Raw genomic sequence first — 21,086 nt, forward strand, 5'->3', positions numbered from 1 at the left:
TGAGAAGTATTGATAGTAATACCACGTTCACGTTCTTCTGGAGCGTTATCGATTTGAGCAAAATCTTTAACTTCGCCGCCGTATTTTTCTGCTAACACTTTAGAAATTGCAGCTGTTAATGTTGTTTTACCGTGATCTACGTGACCGATAGTACCAACGTTAACGTGCAGTTTGGTACGTTCAAATTTTTCTTTAGCCATTTTTCAATTACCTTAAAGTTTAGTAAACTATATAAATTAAAAGGCGCAGTCAAAATGACCTTGCCAGATGTAAATATCTAATATTCTAGTGAATGGATGCCCTAATGAGTGTCCATAATTTTTTGTGCTACCATTTTCGGCGCTTCATTATACTGCTGAAACTCCATAGAGTAAGATGCACGGCCTTGAGTAGCACTACGCAAGTCGGTAGCATAGCCAAACATTTCAGCTAAGGGTACCAATGCATTTACAATTTTCAAACCGGCAGAACCTTCGTCCATACCTTCTATCAAACCGCGACGACGATTTAAGTCACCAACAACATCACCCATATTAGCTTCAGGTGTCGTCACTTCAACCTTCATCATAGGCTCTAGAATAACAGGGTTTGCTGCCAAAGCAGCTTTCCTAAAGCCCATAGATGCAGCAACTTTAAACGCTATCTCGTTAGAGTCAACGTCATGAAAAGAACCATCAACGAGCGTGACTTTAATGTCTAATAATGGGAAGCCAGCTAAAACGCCGCTATCCATTTGCTCTCTACAGCCCTTTTCTATTGCAGGAATATATTCTTTTGGTACTGTGCCGCCAACGATTTCGTTAACAAACTCAAAACCACCACCTTGTTCTAATGGCTCCATCTTCAACACGACATGACCGTATTGACCTTTACCACCTGATTGACGAATAAATTTACCTTCAACCTCTACGCTACTGCGGATAGTTTCGCGATAAGATACTTGTGGATTACCGACATTACACTCTACGCCAAATTCACGTTTCATGCGTTCAACTAAAATCTCTAAGTGTAGTTCACCCATACCAGAAATGATGGTTTGACCGGTCTCATCATCAGTATGTACCCTAAATGATGGATCTTCGGCGGCTAATTTCCCTAGGGCTATAGCCATTTTATCTTGCGCGGCCAATGTTCTTGGCTCTACTGCAACTGAAATTACCGGCTCGGGAAACTCCATGCGCTCTAAGGTAATGACATGGTTGATATCACATAAGGTATCACCGGTGGTGACATCTTTCAAACCAATTGCCGCAGCAATATCACCAGCGCGAACTTCTTTAATTTCTTTTCTATCATTAGCATGCATTTGTACGATACGGCCAAAACGCTCTTTCTTACCCTTTACTGGGTTATAGACACTATCCCCGGTTTGTACAACGCCTGAATAAACTCGGAAAAATGTTAAAGTACCAACAAAGGGGTCTGTTGCTATTTTAAAGGCTAAGGCAGAGAAAGGTGCATCATCACTTGCTTCACGAAAACCTTGGCTTTCTTCTTTATCATCATTAATACCGGTAATCGCCGCAACTTCTGTCGGTGAGGGTAAATAATCGACCACAGCATCAAGTACCGCTTGTACACCTTTGTTTTTAAAGGCCGAGCCACAACTACATAAAATAATGTCATTAGCTAAAGTGCGCGCACGTAAGCCAGCTTTAATTTCGTCTTCCGTTAATACACCATCATCAAGGTACTTATCCATCAACTCTTCATTGGCTTCAGCAGCTTCAGCAACTAAGTTCTCACGCCATTCTTCAGCCAATTCAAGCATATCAGCAGGAATTTTTTCGTAAGTAAAAGTCATACCATGATCTTCTTCAGACCAGTTAATCGCTTTCATTTTAACTAAATCAATAACGCCAGAAAAATCGTCTTCAGCGCCAATCGGTAGGTGGATAGGGACAGCATTTGCACCTAAACGATCTTTTAATTGTTCAACAACTGCTAAAAAGTCTGCACCTGTTCTATCCATTTTATTAACGAATACTATGCGTGGTACCGCATATTTTTCCATTTGACGCCAAACTGTTTCGGTTTGCGGTTGCACGCCAGAAGAGCCACATAACACTAATACCGCACCATCAAGTACCCGTAACGACCGCTCTACTTCAATGGTAAAGTCCACGTGACCTGGGGTGTCGATAATATTAATACGGTGGCTTTCAAATTGACCTTCCATACCTTTCCAGAAGCAGGTTGTTGCTGCAGACGTGATGGTTATACCACGCTCTTGCTCTTGCTCCATCCAGTCCATAGTGGCCGCGCCGTCGTGCACTTCACCAATTTTATGAGAAAGACCGGTATAAAATAATATGCGCTCTGTGGTAGTCGTTTTACCTGCATCTACATGGGCACAAATACCAATATTTCGGTAGCGCTCTATTGGGGTGATACGGGCCAAAATGAAATCCTCTTACCATTACAGGTCATTTATTAATGATAAATGAGCCAGTAATTTATGTTTAGTGTTATTAACTAAATATTCGTTAGCGAGCCAAGCTCAAAGTGCAAATATTTAGTTAATAAAACTCTGTTTTTATTTTTCGAATTATCGCGAAAAGCGCTAGCCGATAAAATGAGTATGGCTAGCAAGAATACTCTTACTAGCCATGTACCTGCCTTTTAGCAAAAGCCAAAGACAGGTAATACAATCAGTCAATACTGCTAGCTTACCAGCGGTAGTGAGCGAATGCTTTGTTAGCGTCAGCCATACGGTGAACGTCTTCACGTTTCTTAACCGCTGAACCTTTGCTGTCAGACGCATCTAACATTTCGTTAGCTAGGCGCTGAGCCATTGATTTTTCACCACGTTTACGAGCTGCTTCAACTAACCAACGCATGGCTAGTGCATTTCGACGCACTGGACGTACTTCAACTGGCACCTGATAAGTAGAACCACCAACACGACGAGATTTAACTTCGACAGATGGACGGATGTTCTCAAGAGCTGTTTCGAACAACTCAATTTGGGTTTTTTCAGATTCTTTAGTTGATAAAATGTCTAATGCACCGTATACAATTTTTTCGGCAGTAGATTTCTTACCATCAACCATAAGGATGTTGATGAATTTTGCTAAAAGTTCGTTATGGAACTTAGGATCTGGCAATATTTTTCGTTGCCCTACGACGCGTCTTCTTGGCATCTCAATTCTCCGTGTTATTCAGGTTTAACCCAAAATACATAAATTTAAAATTTTTAATTTGGCCTTACTTAACGTTTTTTATCTCTTACCTATTAACTAGGATAAGAAAGGAAAACTTAAGATTTAGGTCGTTTAGCACCGTACTTAGAACGGCCTTGTCTTCTGTCGCTTACACCAGAACAATCTAGTGCGCCACGAACGGTGTGATAACGCACACCAGGTAAATCTTTAACACGACCACCACGGATTAAAATCACGCTATGCTCTTGTAAGTTATGCCCTTCACCACCGATGTATGAGGTAACTTCGAAGCCGTTAGTTAAACGAACACGAGCTACTTTACGTAGTGCTGAGTTAGGTTTTTTAGGTGTAACAGTATACACACGAGTACAAACGCCGCGACGTTGTGGACAAGCTTGTAACGCTGGAACGTTACTTTTAGTGACTTGTCTAACACGTGGTTTACGTACTAGTTGGTTAATAGTTGCCATTATAGCTCCTGATTAGTTGTTACTAAGGAAAGTAGCCTTAGCAAATTATTGCGTGAACCTTAAATCAATGGAAAAGATTCACACGCTCGTAATATATTTTAACCTTATCAAAGTATAAAATTACCATACTTTTTACATTAAGCACACGAGGTACAGAATATAAGGTCGCGGAATTCTATAGGTCAATGATTGAGCTGTCAAGGTTTAACTGCCCTTGGCGGAATTATGTCTCACTTAAAACAAAAAACCGCACCTTAACTGATAAGAGCCAAGGTACGGTTTTCTAAATAACGCTTTTTAGGGAACCCCCTGATAAAAGGTTATTTATTATCGCCTGATAGTAAATCCACATTCAAAGCATCTGTTAATGCTTTTTCTGCATCATCTGCTGAAACTTTTGTGTCAGCAACAGGGTTTAATGCTGCAGCTTTACGTCGAGCACGTTCTTGATGATACGAATAACCCGTACCTGCGGGGATAAGTCGACCAACAATAACATTCTCTTTCAAGCCACGTAGACCATCTTTCTTACCTGCAACAGCAGCTTCAGTAAGTACACGTGTTGTTTCTTGGAAAGAGGCCGCTGAAATAAATGATTCAGTTGCAAGTGATGCTTTGGTAATACCCATCATTTGAATTTCATATTCAGCTGGCTGCTTACCAGCAGCTTCAAGTTCACGGTTTGAGATATTCACTCGCGCCACTTCAACTTGCTCACCTTTAAGGAACCTAGAATCACCGGATTCAGTGATTTCACACTTACGGATCATCTGACGGACGATAACTTCAATATGTTTATCGTTAATCTTAACACCCTGTAAACGATAAACTTCTTGTACTTCGTTAACAATGTAGTTAGCAACCGCAGGAACACCACGTAAGCGTAAAATATCATGAGGCGATTCAGGACCATCGGCGATTAATTCACCTTTAATCACTGGCTCACCTTCATAGATATTTAATTGACGTGTTTTAGGGATCATCTCTTCGTAAACGTCACCGTTAGGCTGAGTAATCAATAAACGTACTTTGCCCTTAGTTTCTTTACCGAAAGCAACCACACCAGTCTTCTCGGCCAGAATGGCTGGAAGTTTAGGTTTACGCGCTTCAAATAAATCAGCAACACGTGGTAGACCACCGGTAATATCACGAGTTTTTGAACTTGCTTGTGGTATACGAGCTAGTGCATCACCAACGCCTACTTCCGCACCATCTTCTAAGTTAACGATTGCATTACCTGGCAAGTAGTAAAGTGCTGGAATTTCAGTACCAGCGATCATTACATCATTACCTTTACTATCAACAAGTTTCAGTGCCGGACGCATTTCTTTGCCGGTAACATTACGTTGTGCTGCATCGGTAATAACAATGCTGGATAAACCCGTTAACTCATCAGTTTGACGAACCATGGTTACGTTATCAACTAGGTCAACAAATTGCACCTTACCTTTTACTTCCGTGATAATAGGGTGAGTATGTGGGTCCCAGGTAGCGACTATGTCGCCAATGGTAACTGATTGACCATCATTTTTAGTCAGCACAGAGCCATAAGGAACTTTATAACGTTCTTTCTCACGACCCATTTCATCAATAATGGTTAATTCTGATGAACGCGAGGTTATAACCAGATTTTTATCTGAATTGATTACAAACTTAGCATTTTGTAACTTCATATGACCAGTATTTTTAACTTGTACGTTATTCTCTGCAGTAGCACGTGATGCTGCACCACCAATATGGAAAGTACGCATGGTTAGCTGTGTACCTGGTTCACCAATTGATTGCGCCGCAACAACACCAATAGCTTCACCTTGGTTGATCATATGACCACGGGCCAAATCACGACCATAACAGAAGGCACAAATACCAAAGTCAGTTTTACAAGTAATGATTGAACGTACTTTGATTTGATCTACTGAATTGGCTTCAATAAGATCACAAAGTGTTTCATCAATTAAGGTATTACGAGGAAGTAATATTTCTTCAGTACCTGGAATTAATACGTCATCACAAACCACACGACCTAGCACACGTTCTCTAAGCGGCTCAACAACATCACCACCTTCGATTAATGGTGTCATTAATAAACCATCTGTGGTGCCACAGTCATGATTAGTAACCACTAAATCTTGGGCAACATCAACTAGACGACGAGTTAAGTAACCCGAGTTAGCTGTTTTAAGTGCAGTATCGGCAAGACCTTTACGCGCACCATGGGTCGAGATGAAGTATTGTAATACGCTAAGACCTTCACGGAAGTTAGCCGTGATTGGTGTTTCGATGATTGAACCATCTGGTTTAGCCATCAAGCCACGCATACCTGCAAGCTGACGAATCTGTGCGGCACTACCACGAGCACCCGAGTCAGCCATCATAAAGATAGAGTTGAAAGAATCTTGTTCTTCCATTTCACCATCTTTGTTCATAACCATTTCTTTCGATAAGTTATCCATCATCGCTTTCGACACTTTTTCGTTCGCAGACGACCAGATATCGATTACTTTGTTGTACTTCTCACCTTCAGTGACTAGACCTTGCTCAAACTGTGCTTGAATTTCAGCAACTTCAGCTTCTGAATCTTCAATGATGGTGTACTTAGCAGCTGGAATAACCATATCTTCAATACCAACCGATGCACCCGCTATCATTGCATAATGAAAACCGGTATACATGATTTGATCGGCGAAGATTACTGTCTGTTTTAAACCTAGGTTACGATAGGCATGATTGATTAATTTCGAAATTGGTTTTTTACCCAATGGTAAATCAATTAAATCAAACGGTAGTCCTTTTGGACATATCTGCCACATAATGGCACGACCGACAGTCGTGTTACGTAACGTTGTTGTCGCTATGGTAAAGTTACCTTCCGCATCTTTAGAGTACTCAGTGATACGAACTTTGACACGAGCATGTAATTCAGCTACTTCAGTACGGTATGCTTTTTCAGCTTCTTTGATGTCGGCAAAGATCATGCCTTCACCTTTACCATTAACACGGTCACGTGTTAGGTAATAAAGACCTAAAACAACATCTTGTGATGGTACTATGATTGGCTCACCGTTAGCCGGTGCTAATACGTTGTTGGTTGACATCATCAACGTACGTGCTTCCATTTGTGCTTCGATAGTAAGAGGTACATGTACCGCCATTTGGTCACCATCGAAATCGGCATTGTATGCCGCACAAACGAGTGGGTGAAGATGAATTGCTTTACCTTCAATCAGCACAGGTTCAAACGCTTGGATACCCAATCTATGTAGTGTTGGTGCCCGGTTAAGCATTACTGGATGTTCACGGATTACTTCATCAAGTACATCCCAAACTTCAGCGCCTTCACGCTCAACTAATTTCTTAGCCGCTTTAATCGTTGTTGCTAAGCCACGACGCTCTAGTAGACCGTAGATAAATGGTTTGAATAATTCCAAGGCCATTTTCTTCGGTAAACCACATTGATGTAGTTTAAGTGTTGGACCAACGGTAATTACCGAACGACCTGAGTAATCTACACGTTTACCTAATAAATTCTGACGGAAACGACCTTGTTTACCTTTAATCATGTCGGCAAGAGATTTAAGAGGGCGTTTGTTAGAACCAGTAATAGCACGACCACGACGACCGTTATCTAATAATGCATCAACAGATTCTTGTAACATACGTTTTTCGTTACGGACGATAATATCTGGTGCAACTAGGTCTAGCAGACGTTTTAAACGGTTGTTACGGTTAATAACACGACGGTATAAATCGTTTAAATCAGAGGTAGCAAAACGGCCGCCATCCAATGGTACTAACGGACGAAGATCCGGTGGTAAAATTGGTAGTACGTTCATGATCATCCACTCAGGTTTGTTACCTGAAGCAGCGAATGCTTCCATTAATTTTAAACGTTTAGTAATTTTTTTACGTTTAGTTTCACTACCAATCTCAGGAAGCTCTTCACGCATTTGCGCTACTTCGACTTCTAAATCAATTTGTTGTAGTAAAGATAAGATGGCTTCTGCGCCCATTAAGGCATCAAATTCATCACCATGTTCTTCTAACGCATCAAGATACTCTTCTTCCGTTAGAATTTGGCTTTTTTCTAATGTTGTCATACCTGGCTCGGTAACAACATATGATTCAAAATAAAGCACACGTTCTATATCACGCAAGGTCATATCAAGTAATAAACCAATACGTGATGGTAATGATTTTAAGAACCAGATATGGGCAACTGGACTTGCTAATTCGATATGACCCATACGGTCACGACGAACTTTAGTCAAGGTTACTTCAACACCACATTTCTCACAGATTACGCCGCGATGCTTTAAACGTTTATATTTACCACAAAGACATTCGTAGTCTTTTACTGGGCCAAATATACGAGCACAGAATAAACCATCACGCTCTGGTTTAAAGGTACGGTAGTTAATGGTTTCTGGCTTTTTAACTTCACCAAAAGACCATGAACGCATTAAATCAGGTGATGCTAAGCCGATACGAATACCATCGAAATCTTCGGTTTGATTCTGTTGCTTAAGAAACTTAAGTAAATCTTTCACACTCTTCTCCTGTCGGAGTTAAATCTTAGAAGAAGGCAAAAATTTGCCTTCTTCCCTTACTGACTTTTCATTTAAGAAAAATTCAGCCATTTTTTGCTAAGAAGCTAGTCTTTGTCTAATTCGATGTTAATACCTAAAGAACGAATTTCTTTAATTAATACATTGAACGACTCAGGAATACCTGGATCCATACTGTGATCACCGTCTACTAAGCTCTTATACATCTTAGTACGACCAGCAACATCATCAGATTTCACCGTTAACATTTCTTGTAAGGTATAAGCTGCACCATATGCTTCTAGGGCCCATACTTCCATCTCACCGAAACGCTGACCACCAAATTGCGCTTTACCGCCTAGTGGTTGCTGAGTAACTAAGCTGTATGAACCAGTAGAACGAGCATGCATTTTGTCATCAACTAAATGGTTTAGTTTTAACATATACATGTAACCTACGGTTACTTGGCGCTCAAACTTACGACCAGTACGACCATCAGTTAACCAGAACTGACCACTTTCAGGCATATCAGCAAGTTTGAATAGCTCTTTGATGTCTTTTTCAGCAGCGCCATCAAATGCTGGCGTAGCTATGGTAAGCCCAGCGCGCATATTATCAGCTAAGCGCATCACTTCATCATCAGAGAAAGTTGAAAGATCAACGGTTTGGCGAGACTCACCTACATCGTAAACTTCTTGAATGAAGTTACGTAGTTTATGAATTTCTTGCTGTGCTTCTAACATACGGTTGACTTTTTCACCGATGCCGCGACACGCCATACCTAAGTGAGTTTCTAAGATCTGACCAATGTTCATCCGTGATGGAACACCTAACGGGTTCAACACGATATCAACGGGTACACCAAACTCATCATATGGCATATCTTCAATTGGTACTACTCTTGAAATAACACCCTTGTTACCGTGACGACCCGCCATTTTATCACCTGGCTGAATGTAACGTTTAACGGCTAGGAAAACCTTAACTATTTTTAACACGCCAGGTTGCAAGTCATCACCTTGAGTGATTTTACGACGTTTCACTTCAAACTTCTTATCGAAGTCTTCTTGGATGTTGCCCCATTGCTCAGCGATTTGCTCTAATTCGCCTTGTTGACCTTCATCAGCTAAGTTTTGCGTTAACCAATTGTCACGAGACATAGACGTTAAGTCAGACTCATTTAAACCGGCTGATAACAATAACTTTTTAGTACGTGCAAAAATACCATCTTCAAAGATGCTTAATTCATCGCCAAGATCTTTCTTAACTTCTTTAAGTTGCATTTGTTCAATTTCAACCGCACGAGCATCTTTTTCTACGCCGTCACGAGTGAATATTTGCACATCGATGATGGTACCTTTCACTGAATTAGGTACACGTAAAGAACTGTCTTTAACGTCGGCAGCTTTCTCGCCGAAAATAGCACGTAAAAGTTTTTCTTCTGGAGTAAGTTGTGTTTCACCTTTAGGGGTTACTTTACCCACTAGGATGTCACCACCATTTACCTCAGCGCCAATGTAAACCACACCTGCTTCATCTAATTTAGATAATGCTGACTCACCTACGTTGGGAATATCTGCGGTAATTTCTTCACTACCAAGCTTAGTATCACGAGCGATACAGGTTAGTTCTTGAATGTGAATAGTAGTAAATCTGTCTTCAATAGCAACACGCTCAGATAACAACATTGAATCTTCAAAGTTGTAACCATTCCAAGGCATGAAGGCGATACGCATGTTTTGGCCTAGTGCCAATTCACCCATATCTGTTGACGGACCATCGGCTAATACATCACCACGTACCACTGGCTCACCCATACGACACACTGGACGTTGGTTGATACAGGTATTTTGGTTAGAACGGGTGTATTTGGTTAAGTTATAAATATCAATACCCGCTTCACCAGCAAGCATTTCATCTTCATTAACTTTAACAACGATACGTGAAGCATCAACATAGCTCACCACACCACCACGTTTGGCAACAGCAGTAACACCAGAATCAACCGCAACAACTTTTTCCATACCCGTACCGACAAGAGGTTTATCCACTTTTAGGGTAGGTACCGCTTGACGTTGCATGTTTGAACCCATCAAGGCTCTGTTAGCATCATCATGTTCAAGGAATGGAATAAGTGACGCCGCAACAGAAATAATTTGTTGTGGAGAAACATCCATATATTGAATTTCAGCAGACGGTTTTAAGGTAAATTCGTTTTTATGACGACAGTTAACTAACTCTTCCGTTAACATGTGCTTATCATCGCGTTTAGCGTTAGCTTGAGCGATAACAAAGTTACCCTCTTCAATCGCTGATAAGTAATCAATGTCATCAGTCACTAAACCGTCAATGACTTTACGGTAAGGTGTTTCTAAGAAACCGAAATCATTGGTACGTGCATAACACGAAAGCGAGTTGATCAAACCAATGTTTGGACCCTCTGGCGTTTCGATTGGACATACACGACCATAATGCGTTGGATGGACATCACGCACTTCAAAACCAGCACGTTCACGGGTTAAACCACCCGGCCCTAAGGCAGAAATACGACGTTTATGCGTTACTTCTGATAACGGGTTGTTTTGATCCATAAACTGTGACAATTGTGATGAGCCAAAGAACTCTTTCACTGCCGCAGAAATTGGCTTAGCGTTGATTAAATCTTGCGGCATGATTGCATCTAGGTCACCAAGACTTAAACGCTCACGTACGGCACGTTCAACACGAACAAGACCAACACGGAATTGGTTTTCTGCCATTTCACCAACAGAACGGATACGACGGTTACCTAAGTGATCGATATCATCAACTTCGCCTTTACCGTCACGAATATTGATCAAGGTTCTCATTACCGAGATAATATCGTCTTTTGATAAAATGCCGGTACCAACATCATCAGCATTACCAACACGACGGTTGAACTTCATACGACCTACTTTTGATAAGTCATAACGCTCAGAGGAGAAGAACAAGTTAGTGAATAGTCCTTCAGCAGCATCTTTTGTTGGTGGCTCGCCTGGACGCATCATACGATAGATTTCAACTAAGGCTTCTAGCTTGTTAGTTGTACCATCGACACGAAGGGTATCAGACATGTATGAACCAACATCGAATTCGTTCATATATAAAGTAGAAAGTACTTTATGGCCCGCTTGGCTAAGCTCGGCTAATAATTCTAAGGTGATTATAGCATTTGCTTCCGCAATCACTTCACCGGTAGATTTGTCGATGTAAGCTTTTGATAAAACACGACCAACGATATATTCCGCAGGTACTTCTAGTTTATCAAGTTTAGCTTTTGATAAAGCGCGAATATGGCGGGCAGTAATACGACGGCCAGACTCAACTAATACTTCACCTTTCTTGATACAAATATCAAAAACTGCTGTTTCACCACGAAGACGTTCAGGGATAAGATCCATGATCAACTTATCGCCTTTAATGGCGTAATTAGTTGTGTCATAGAACATCGCTAGAATTTCTTCAGTGGAAAACTCTAATGCTCGTAAGATGATTGACGCAGGTAGTTTACGACGTCTATCGATACGAACAAATAAGTTATCTTTTGGATCGAATTCAAAATCTAACCATGAACCGCGGTAAGGAATAACGCGTGCGTTATATAATACTTTACCCGATGAATGCGTTTTACCTTTATCGTGATCAAAGAATACACCTGGAGAACGATGTAGTTGTGAAACGATAACACGCTCAGTACCATTAATTACGAAGGTACCGTTTTCTGTCATCAACGGGATTTCGCCCATGTACACTTCTTGTTCTTTGATATCTTTAACAGTACCTGGTGCCGCTTCTTTATCGTAAACCACTAAGCGTAATTTCACGCGTAATGGTGCAGAATATGTCACACCACGTATTTGACATTCTTTAACGTCAAATAATGATTCACCTAAACGATAGCTTACATATTGTAATTCTGAGCTACCTGAATAAGCTTTAATTGGGAATATAGAACGGAAAGCAGCCTCTAGACCGCGTTCACCTGTTGTATCAAGATCAATAAACTTGCGGAAAGAATCGAGTTGAATGGACAATAGAAATGGATATTCCATTACTTGTACACTTTTACCAAAGTCCTTTCTAATTCGCTTTTTCTCAAAGTATGAGTAAGCCATGGGGTTCCTCAGCTTGCTGGTTATGGCCAAATCTGCCTACTGAGCTAAGCTCAGATAGACAGGTTATGCTGTAATATTTACGTCTAAATACTACTAGATGATTTATAACAATCACCTACACGCTAGATAATGCATTGTTTTCGTTAAAAAACATCACTTTTGTTTAGCGCAAAAAGGCCGGTGACGTTTAAATCACCAGCCATGCCTTTTCAGGCAAATAATCTGTTTAAAAACAGATTATTTGATCTCAACAGAAGCACCAGCTTCTTCAAGAATTTTCAAAAGCTCTTCTGCTTCAGCTTTTTCTACGCCTTCTTTAACAACGCCAAGAGATTCAACTAACGTTTTAGCTTCTTTAAGGCCTAGACCTGTAGCACTACGAACGGCTTTGATTACTGCAACTTTCTTCTCACCGAAGCTAGACATAACAACGTCAAATTCAGTTTGTTCTGCAACAGCAGCACCAGCGTCACCGCCAGCAACAACAGTAGCAGCAGCAGCAGATACGCCAAACTTCTCTTCCATTGCTTCGATTAGTGCAACTACGTCCATTACTGACATGTCAGCAACTGCGTTTAAGATATCGTCTTTAGAAATAGACATTTTAAATTTCCTGTTTTTTAATAAACAGCCTTATATAAAAATATAATGTGCTGTTTTGAATAACTATAAATACAAATAGTGCTTTTTTTTTTGCTTACCTCAGTAAACAAAAAATAAATTATGCAGCTTCTTGTTCTTTCTGATCGCGAAGTGCAGCAATCGTGCGGACTAACTTGCCTGCAGATGCTTCTTTCATAACGCTCATTAATTGTGCAATTGCTTCGTCGTAAGTTGGTAGCTTAGCTAACATATTTACGTCTACTGTGTTGCCTTCAAATGCAGCTGCTTTTAATTCAAATTTTTCGTTAGTTTTAGCGAAGTCAGTGAATAAACGTGCAGCAGCACCTGGGTGCTCAGTAGAGAAAGCGATTAATGAAGGGCCTTTGAATACGTCTTTAACACATTCAAATTCAGTACCTTCTACTGCACGACGTGCTAATGTGTTACGGACAACTTTCATCCATACACCATTCTCACGTGCTTGCTTACGCAATGCAGTAATTGCTTCAACTGGTACACCACGGGCATCCGCGATTACAACTGATTGAGCGCCATTAGCAGCTTCTTGAACTTCAGCAACAATTGCTTTTTTATCATCAAGATTGATAGCCATTGGCTTTAACTCCTGGTTCACCGGCCATATAATATATAAGCACCGGTATTTACAATCCCCAAATACAAATAAATTTGTTTTTGGGCCATTACGGCGAGGACCAGAAAATTTAAGGAAATATCTGGGTAATCACCATCTACGTAGGAAATTAAGTAGCATAAATCTACACCTACGGTCTTGGACGGGGGTTGTCTACTTTAGTCGACAATTAAGCCAAAAAAGTCCACAACTCCTACCAAAATTTAAGGGGCGAAATTATAGAATATAATTTTGCCCTTGTAAAGATTCAATACTCGAAACTTCACTCAATTATATACAGGTAATAATTTACCGGTAAATATTAGTCTTGAGAAAGAGTCGATTGGTTGATGACAACGCCAGCACCCATAGTTGTAGAAAGAGATATTTTCTTAAAGTATTGACCTTTAGCATTGGCAGGTTTTGCTTTTTTAAGCGCTTCAAGCAATGCTTCTAAGTTTTCTTGCAAATGTGCAGCATCGAAATCAGCCTTACCAATTGTGGTATGGATGATGCCGTTTTTGTCATTGCGGTAACGGATCTGACCAGACTTGGCTTTTTTAACAGCGCCAGCTACATCAGGAGTTACTGTGCCAACTTTAGGGTTAGGCATTAAACCACGAGGGCCTAAGATTTGACCTAGTTGACCAACAACACGCATTGCGTCAGGAGAAGCAATAACAACGTCGAAGTTCATTTCGCCAGCTTTTACTAGTGCAGCTAAATCTTCCATACCAACAATGTCAGCACCAGCTGCTTTAGCTTTCTCTACGTTTTCGCCTTGGGTAAATACAGCAACACGTACATCACGGCCAGTACCATTTGGTAATACTGTCGCACCACGAACGTTTTGATCTGATTTACGAGCATCTATACCAAGATTTACCGCAACATCTACGCTTTCACGGAAGTTAGCAGTAGCAAATTCCTTTAATAAAGCAACAGCTTCTTTGATATCATATTCTTTTAATACGTCTACTTTTTCACGGATAAGACGAGCGCGTTTTGATAATTTAGTCATTGGTTAGTCCTCTACCACTAAACCCATTGAACGAGCAGAACCCGCAATGGTACGCACTGCAGCTTCCATAGAACCAGCAGTAAGATCAACTTCTTTCATCTTAACAATTTCTTCAAGTTGAGCTGTAGTTACAGTGCCAACTTTTTCAGTGTTAGGACGACCAGAGCCGCTTTTTATGCCCGCTGCTTTTTTCAATAAGTAAGAAGCAGGTGGAGTTTTTGTTTCGAAAGTAAACGAACGGTCATTATATACAGTAATTACTACTGGAACCGGAGCGCCTTTTTCTAAAGAATCTGTTTTCGCGTTGAACGCTTTACAGAATTCCATGATGTTAACACCGTGTTGTCCTAGTGCAGGACCAACTGGTGGTGACGGGTTAGCTGCACCAGCAGCTACTTGTAGCTTGATTAGAGCTTGGACTTTTTTAGCCATTTTAAAATACCTTTAGTTTGGGTAATTAACGCTATTTATTTAACACTAAGTCGGCATCGACCAACTCACATGTAAACTTTAGCTTCCCTGTTTACAAAATTCGCTTTAAAAAATAGTTACTTACATAACATTTCAAAGCGCATTTAGTGCGCGCTAAAAATAAGCGGCAGCGGATTATATATTAAGCAGTAGTACCATTTCAAGTGCTTTATTACTAGACCAGTCAAAATTACTATTTACTTGCCTAGGCTAATGTTAATTTCGCCAAATAATTAAAGCTTTTCAGCCACTTATTTACTAATAGCAACGCTTACTTCAATTCTCCAATTATCCTTATGCGCTACTTCGGTGTCGGCTGGATCCCTCACTTTTTTTACCCTAGCCGACTTAGTTTAAGCGACTCATATCGATATCAACGTTATTAATTAACACAGCATCAATTGCTTGTGCGCAGTAAAGGTAGTGCAGGCTTTATCGATTAGAGGTGTATTTTCACAATATTTTTCGATAAATAATGACAGTAACCGGCAGCTAAAGCTGCGAATAGATTTAATTTTTCAACCGCTAGAAACTTAGATAAACGCTACCCTACTTCAACGCATGAATAGAGGCATGAACACAGGCATAAACAATTGACGAATTAGCATGACTATTATAAAAACGATCTTCAGCCGTTGTTAAATACATAGCATGACCCCCTAAGTGCGCATGCTAAACTTTTTGAGTAAATACTCCATATCACTGGTAAAAAAAGTAATTCATAAGTTAATGTTGAGTGGTATGCATTAGAAAAAGCCCTCAATAATGTTAACATTTAGTCACATTTTTTATTGACCATTAGTGTAGAGTCACCATTTTTACTGCACTTGCATATAACTGCATCTGCCAAAAACATTCTCTATTCGTCGGTAATTACTATGTCATCTCTTAATAGGCAACGGCTTAGCCTAAAAAAATTCGTTGAGAGTAATAATTTTCAACATTTTCTTATTTTCCTTATTCTATTTAATGCCTTTACCCTTGGCCTAGAAACAAGTCAATTTGGTAAAGCTAATGCCGGTATTCTTCATATCATAGACACAACCATCTTAGTGTTGTTCTCCATAGAGCTGTTGTTAAAACTCATTGTTTATAGAGCTCATTTTTTCCGTTCAGGTTGGAATTGGTTCGACTTTATTATTGTCGCTATTTCCTGGGCACCAACCAGCGGTGCATTATCGGTACTTCGTGCTTTTAGAATATTACGGGTGTTACGTTTACTCTCTGTCGTACCACAAATGCGACGCGTTATTGGCGCTCTAGCCCATTCATTACCGGGTATGGCTTCGGTCGTAGGTGTATTAAGCATCATTTTTTATGTCTCGGCCGTGTTAACGACTAAAATATTTGGTAGTCATAGTGACAGCAATATGCAGGAATGGTTTGGTAGCATTGGCGCTTCGGCATATACCTTGTTTCAGGTAATGACCCTCGAAAGTTGGTCTATGGGCATAGTACGTCCAACTATGGAGTTATTTCCACTTTCCTGGGTGTTTTTTATACCCTTTATTATTGTTACCAGCTTTGCCGTGCTGAACTTATTTATTGGTATTATTGTTGATGCTATGCAAGTCATGCATGAAGAGGAAGGTAAACCAAAAAAAACCATAGCTACTAAAGAGGATATGTTAATACTTGAGGAAAAAATAGATAAGTTAAACCAACTACTACAGCAACAGCATATAGACAATAAGAGACTACTCTAAATATTAAACTGCCTGCAAAAGTATAGTCTTTGCTAAAAATAACAGCAAAAGTACCCGTTACACTAATTAAGCCATTACCAAACATTCGTTATTAGGCTATGGTGAATGCTATAAAAAAAATAACCTTACGGAAATAACACCATGTTTACTCCAGCCTTTTCTCATAGTGGCAAACTTATGCTACTGGCGATGTTAGTGCTAGTCTCTGCTTGTAGTAGTAAACCTCAGCCAAGTAACCCACCAAATTTAGCTAAAGCCAATATTTATATCAACCAAGTAGCTTTCGATGTACAAGCACCCAAGCAAGCGGTGGTTGCTTTACCCATAGGTGAAACAGCAAGTCGCTTCATCGTGTATCAAGCTTCAAACATTATTTTTCAAGGCCAACTGACCGCCCAACCAAGCTTTACTGAATGGGGACAAGGCACACACTATTACCTCGCTGACTTTTCTTCGCTAAAACGCCGAGGTGAATTCCATATTGTGGTCAATACCCAAAAACAACAATTGGCTTCCTCAACATTTATCATCAAACCTAATGCCTATTTTGCCCTAACAGCCAAATCAATCATTAATTACTTTAAAGCAAGTCGTCACACTAACCCGACCGATAAATCAATTCGTATCAATGGTACAGAGCGTTATATTGATGTTTCTGGTGGCTGGGTTGTTTCCGGTAGTGACTCGGGTAAATATTTAAATCACTTTGCTGACTCAAATTATTTAGTTGCACAGCAAGGTGCTATTGTCACATGGGCATTAGCAAAATCGTATGACAGCTTACCTAGACTCTATGACAGAAAAGGTTTAACAGTAGAGCTGGCCGAAGAAGTTATGTGGGGCGCTGATTATTTGCATAGAACATTAGCCAGCGCTGGCTATTTTTATACTAATATCTTTGACCAGAAAGGTTTAGCTGATGAACGCTTAGTGACTGGTTATGACACAATCAATGAAAAATACACCAACAACTTTCAAGCAGCCTTTCGTGAAGGCGGTGGCATGGCCATTGCCGCTTTAGTAAGGGCACATGAATTAAGTAATAAAACGGGTGTACAAGGTGAATTTTCTGCTAAGCAATATTTGACTGATGCCGAACGTGCCTTTGCCCATTTACAAAAGTACAACTTACACTATGTCGATAATGGCAAAGAAAATATTATTGATGATTACACCGCACTTATTGCGGCAACCGAGCTATATCGCCTCACAAAAAAAACTAAATACTTAAAAGCTGCTCGTCTTCGTGCCCGCAACTTAAATAACAGAATGACATCCCAGGGTTGGTTTATCAGTGATGATGACGACAGACCTTTTTACCATGGCGTTGAAGCAGGCTTACCCATTATTGCCTTAGTTGAGTATTTATCCATAGAGCGTAGCCGTAAGCTTAAAAATAAAACTAAGCGTACCATAAAATTATCACTCAATTATCAACTGGCCTTAAACTCTCAGGTCGCCAACCCCTTTAATTTAGCGCGCCAAACATTTAAAACCTATAAAGATGGCCAGTATGCCAAACAACAAGAAGGCTTTTTCATGCCTCATGCCAATGAAACAAATGACTCCTGGCAAGGTGAAAATGCTCGCCTAGCATCCTTAACAGCCGCGGCGATTTGGGGTGGTAAAGTAACACACAGCGATCCCCGTGGCGCTTTTGCTATCAATAGTGAGCTAGCCAATTTTGCCCAAAGCCAAATAGATTGGCTTATGGGTAAGAATCCTTACCAAGTGAGTATGTTATACGGCTTTGGTGTTAATAACCCTCCACACGCTAAAAGCGCGGGTACCATGTTAAACGGTGGTATTTCAAAGGGTATTACTGGCACAACGTTAAACCCAGAAGGTCGCGGCATTACTTGGGCCGAAGGGCCCGATGAAAATAATTGGCGCTGGGTTGAACAAGGGTTACAACATGCTACTTGGTATTTATTAGCCATGACGGCAATGACTGAGTAAGTACAAGGGACTCATCACATTAACGGACTAGGTTTGAAAGCTTAGTGCGTTAATTCCTTATGCTAATCAACCCGTCATCAAAGTAATGAGTCACCTTCGTGCTCTTGGCTAAGTTACCAGCTATCGCGTTAAGCTTTGAGTCGTATATGCGTTGTGCTGTCAGTAATAACTTAACCAATTATTTGGCAAAATTTTACAATTAAAGTAAAGCCCTCAAACAAAAAACGCCTGCACATGGTAAGCGTTTTTATATCAAATACTTTTTATATCAAGTAAGGCTAGTTAATTAGCTGCCCTTTTCAACTTGACCTACTTAGCTTATTTAATAACATGCCTATGCACTTGGCTCAGGATCGTCATCCCCGTGGTGTTGTAATCGGGGATCCAGGGTCTAAATAGCAATGGATCTTCGATCAGAGACTTCGAAGATGACGTTTACAAAAAGTTCCTGAGTAAACTACAGAGGCATGTTTAATAAAGAGTTAAATCAACTGGCGTTGAACGACCAAAGATAAGAACTAATACTTTTTGATAGATATTTCACCCTATGAAAACGCCTGCACAAGGCAAGCGTTTTTATATCAAATACTTTTTATATCAAGTAAGGCTAGCTAATTAGCTGCCCTTTTCAACTTGACCTACTTAGCATGTTTAATAAAGAGTTAAATCAACTGGCGTTGAACGACCAAAGATAAGAACTAATACCATTTTATAAATATTTCACCCTATGAAAACAAAAAACGCCTGCACAAGGCAAGCGTTTTATATCAAATACTTTTTATATCAAGTAAGGCTAGCTAATTAGCTGCCCTTTTCAACTTGACCAAATTCTAAATCAACTGGCGTTGAACGACCAAAGATAAGAACTGATACCTTGATACGGTTTTTCTCGTAATCAAGCTCTTCAACCACACCATTAAAGTCAGCAAATGGTCCGTCAATAACACGAACAACTTCACCAGGCTCAAATAATGTCTTAGGTTTAGGCTTATCTGTTTCTGCAAGGCGCTGTAAAATACGATCTGCTTCTTTTTGGGTAATAGCCGCAGGACGTTCTTTGGTACCACCAATGAAACCAAGGACACGTGGTACGCTTTTAACTAAATGCCAAGATTCATCATCAAGTTCCATTTGAACTAAAACATAGCCAGGGAAGAACTTACGTGAACTTTTACGCTTTTGACCAGCGCGCATTTCTACGATCTCTTCGGTTGGCACTAAAATCTCACCAAACTTATCTTCTAAACCGTGAATGCCAATATGCTCAACCAATGTTTTTTGTACACGACCTTCATAACCAGAAAAGGCTTGTACTACATACCAGCGCAACTTCGGGTTTCTATTTAATTGCTGCTCTGCACTTTCTGCAGCTGAAATTTCCTCTGGGACATTTTCTTCTTCTGACATATTTTCTTCAGTCATAACTAAACCTGCATACCTGTAACTAAACTAACCAACCAGAATAGAACAGAGTCTAATCCCCAAAGTAGTAATGACATCAATAAAGTCACTACTAAAACAATTCCTGTCGTTTGCACGGCTTCTTGACGTGTTGGCCAAACAACTTTACGTACTTCAGTACGCGCTTCTTTTGCAAATATAGCGGCATTACGACCCTTTTCAGTTTGTAATGCAATTAAGCCAGCAACCCCAACCATTACGACAACGGTAACGGCTCTAATTAACACTGATTCTTCACCGTAAACGTAATTACCTGCAACAGCCCCAGCTAAAAGTAAGAAAATAACCCCCCACTTTAACGTATCGAAAGAACTGCTTGGTTGCTCTTCTGTACTTGCATTCATAATTCTATTCCGTATTTATCTACTTTTTTAATAACACGACTTGCTATCACAAGCCGATAAAATATAGGTAATGTACCTATATCTACACAAAGTGGCAGGGGTGGAGAGACTCGAACTCCCAACCATCGGTTTTGGAGACCGCTGTTCTACCAATTGGAACTACACCCCTACAGATCGCTTATAAAGCATTAGTTACACTTACCGGGTAATCTTAGTTTTTGGGAATTAAGAGATACTCGAGAAGTGAGGCGCCATTATACTCAGCCCAGTGTTTTACTCAAGAAGTATTTGTTATATTGAGTAAGATAAGCAACTTGCTGGCCATTGTGTCTGCCAATAATTAGTTAATCTGCGCGAACAAGTTCCCGCCTACATAAATTCGATCACTGTAGGCGGGAACTTGTTCGCGCTATTTACTATATAACAAGATCAAAAAAGGCCGCGTTAGCGACCTTCTTTAGATATTGATAGATTAATTTGCTGCAAGAAACAGTGATAACAAAGTGGAAGTACGCAGTTGACGTGAGTCAATGAGTACTGCCAATGCCGCTAACACCAACTCTAGCGCAAATTAGT

The 21,086-nt window shown here is 40.2% G+C and carries 14 protein-coding genes and 1 tRNA gene; 2 read left to right on the plus strand and 13 right to left on the minus strand.

From position 1 onward, the window contains the following. From MTCD1_RS16905 to rplK, 10 genes are all read right to left on the minus strand, one after another. Positions 1 to 200 (minus strand): GTP-binding protein (locus MTCD1_RS16905; protein WP_235013372.1); only part of this gene is annotated, 200 nt, incomplete at its 3' end. Between the two features lie 101 nt (positions 201 to 301). Further along, entirely contained in the window at positions 302 to 2,401 is a 2,100-nt protein-coding gene (gene fusA / locus MTCD1_RS16910; RefSeq protein WP_057182972.1) for an elongation factor G, read from the minus strand. A gap of 268 nt (positions 2,402 to 2,669) precedes the next feature. Beyond that, complete coding sequence (rpsG, locus tag MTCD1_RS16915; RefSeq protein WP_057182974.1) at positions 2,670 to 3,143, minus strand: 30S ribosomal protein S7; 474 nt, start codon at positions 3,141 to 3,143, stop codon at positions 2,670 to 2,672. Positions 3,144 to 3,259: 116 nt separating this feature from the next. Then, the gene (gene rpsL, locus MTCD1_RS16920) at positions 3,260 to 3,634 is read right to left on the minus strand and encodes a 30S ribosomal protein S12 (protein ID WP_057182976.1); all 375 of its coding nucleotides are present in this window, start codon (positions 3,632 to 3,634) and stop codon (positions 3,260 to 3,262) included. Between the two features lie 320 nt (positions 3,635 to 3,954). Beyond that, entirely contained in the window at positions 3,955 to 8,181 is a 4,227-nt protein-coding gene (gene rpoC, locus MTCD1_RS16925; protein WP_088568978.1) for a DNA-directed RNA polymerase subunit beta', read from the minus strand. Positions 8,182 to 8,285: 104 nt separating this feature from the next. Beyond that, positions 8,286 to 12,314, minus strand: a complete 4,029-nt coding sequence (rpoB, locus tag MTCD1_RS16930) for a DNA-directed RNA polymerase subunit beta (RefSeq protein WP_057182980.1) — start codon at positions 12,312 to 12,314, stop codon at positions 8,286 to 8,288. Between the two features lie 237 nt (positions 12,315 to 12,551). After that, a complete protein-coding gene (rplL, locus tag MTCD1_RS16935) occupies positions 12,552 to 12,917 on the minus strand; it encodes a 50S ribosomal protein L7/L12 (RefSeq protein ID WP_057182982.1) in 366 nt (121 codons plus the stop codon). A gap of 118 nt (positions 12,918 to 13,035) precedes the next feature. Next, positions 13,036 to 13,530 (minus strand): 50S ribosomal protein L10, encoded by a 495-nt coding sequence (rplJ, locus tag MTCD1_RS16940; protein ID WP_057182984.1) that lies wholly within the window; start codon positions 13,528 to 13,530, stop codon positions 13,036 to 13,038. A gap of 340 nt (positions 13,531 to 13,870) precedes the next feature. After that, the gene (rplA, locus tag MTCD1_RS16945) at positions 13,871 to 14,569 is read right to left on the minus strand and encodes a 50S ribosomal protein L1 (RefSeq protein WP_057182986.1); all 699 of its coding nucleotides are present in this window, start codon (positions 14,567 to 14,569) and stop codon (positions 13,871 to 13,873) included. 3 nt (positions 14,570 to 14,572) lie between these two features. Next, positions 14,573 to 15,001, minus strand: a complete 429-nt coding sequence (gene rplK, locus MTCD1_RS16950; RefSeq protein ID WP_057182988.1) for a 50S ribosomal protein L11 — start codon at positions 14,999 to 15,001, stop codon at positions 14,573 to 14,575. 917 nt (positions 15,002 to 15,918) lie between these two features. Between rplK and MTCD1_RS16955 the strand changes: the two genes are divergently transcribed. After that, the gene (locus MTCD1_RS16955; RefSeq protein WP_057182990.1) at positions 15,919 to 16,746 is read left to right on the plus strand and encodes an ion transporter; all 828 of its coding nucleotides are present in this window, start codon (positions 15,919 to 15,921) and stop codon (positions 16,744 to 16,746) included. Between the two features lie 141 nt (positions 16,747 to 16,887). Continuing rightward, positions 16,888 to 18,705 carry a glycoside hydrolase family 9 protein gene (locus MTCD1_RS16960; RefSeq protein ID WP_057182992.1) on the plus strand — a complete coding sequence of 606 codons (1,818 nt, stop codon included), beginning with the start codon at positions 16,888 to 16,890 and terminating at the stop codon, positions 18,703 to 18,705. A gap of 801 nt (positions 18,706 to 19,506) precedes the next feature. Here the strand turns inward: MTCD1_RS16960 and nusG are convergent. From nusG to MTCD1_RS16975, 3 genes are all read right to left on the minus strand, one after another. After that, the gene (gene nusG, locus MTCD1_RS16965) at positions 19,507 to 20,127 is read right to left on the minus strand and encodes a transcription termination/antitermination protein NusG (protein WP_231733101.1); all 621 of its coding nucleotides are present in this window, start codon (positions 20,125 to 20,127) and stop codon (positions 19,507 to 19,509) included. A gap of 2 nt (positions 20,128 to 20,129) precedes the next feature. Beyond that, positions 20,130 to 20,510 (minus strand): preprotein translocase subunit SecE, encoded by a 381-nt coding sequence (gene secE / locus MTCD1_RS16970; RefSeq protein ID WP_057182994.1) that lies wholly within the window; start codon positions 20,508 to 20,510, stop codon positions 20,130 to 20,132. Positions 20,511 to 20,602: 92 nt separating this feature from the next. Continuing rightward, positions 20,603 to 20,679 (minus strand) — tRNA-Trp (locus MTCD1_RS16975). Positions 20,680 to 21,086: the final 407 nt, after the last annotated feature.

Source organism: Colwellia marinimaniae, from assembly GCF_002207865.1.
Classification (GTDB): Bacteria; Pseudomonadota; Gammaproteobacteria; order Enterobacterales; family Alteromonadaceae; genus Colwellia; species Colwellia marinimaniae.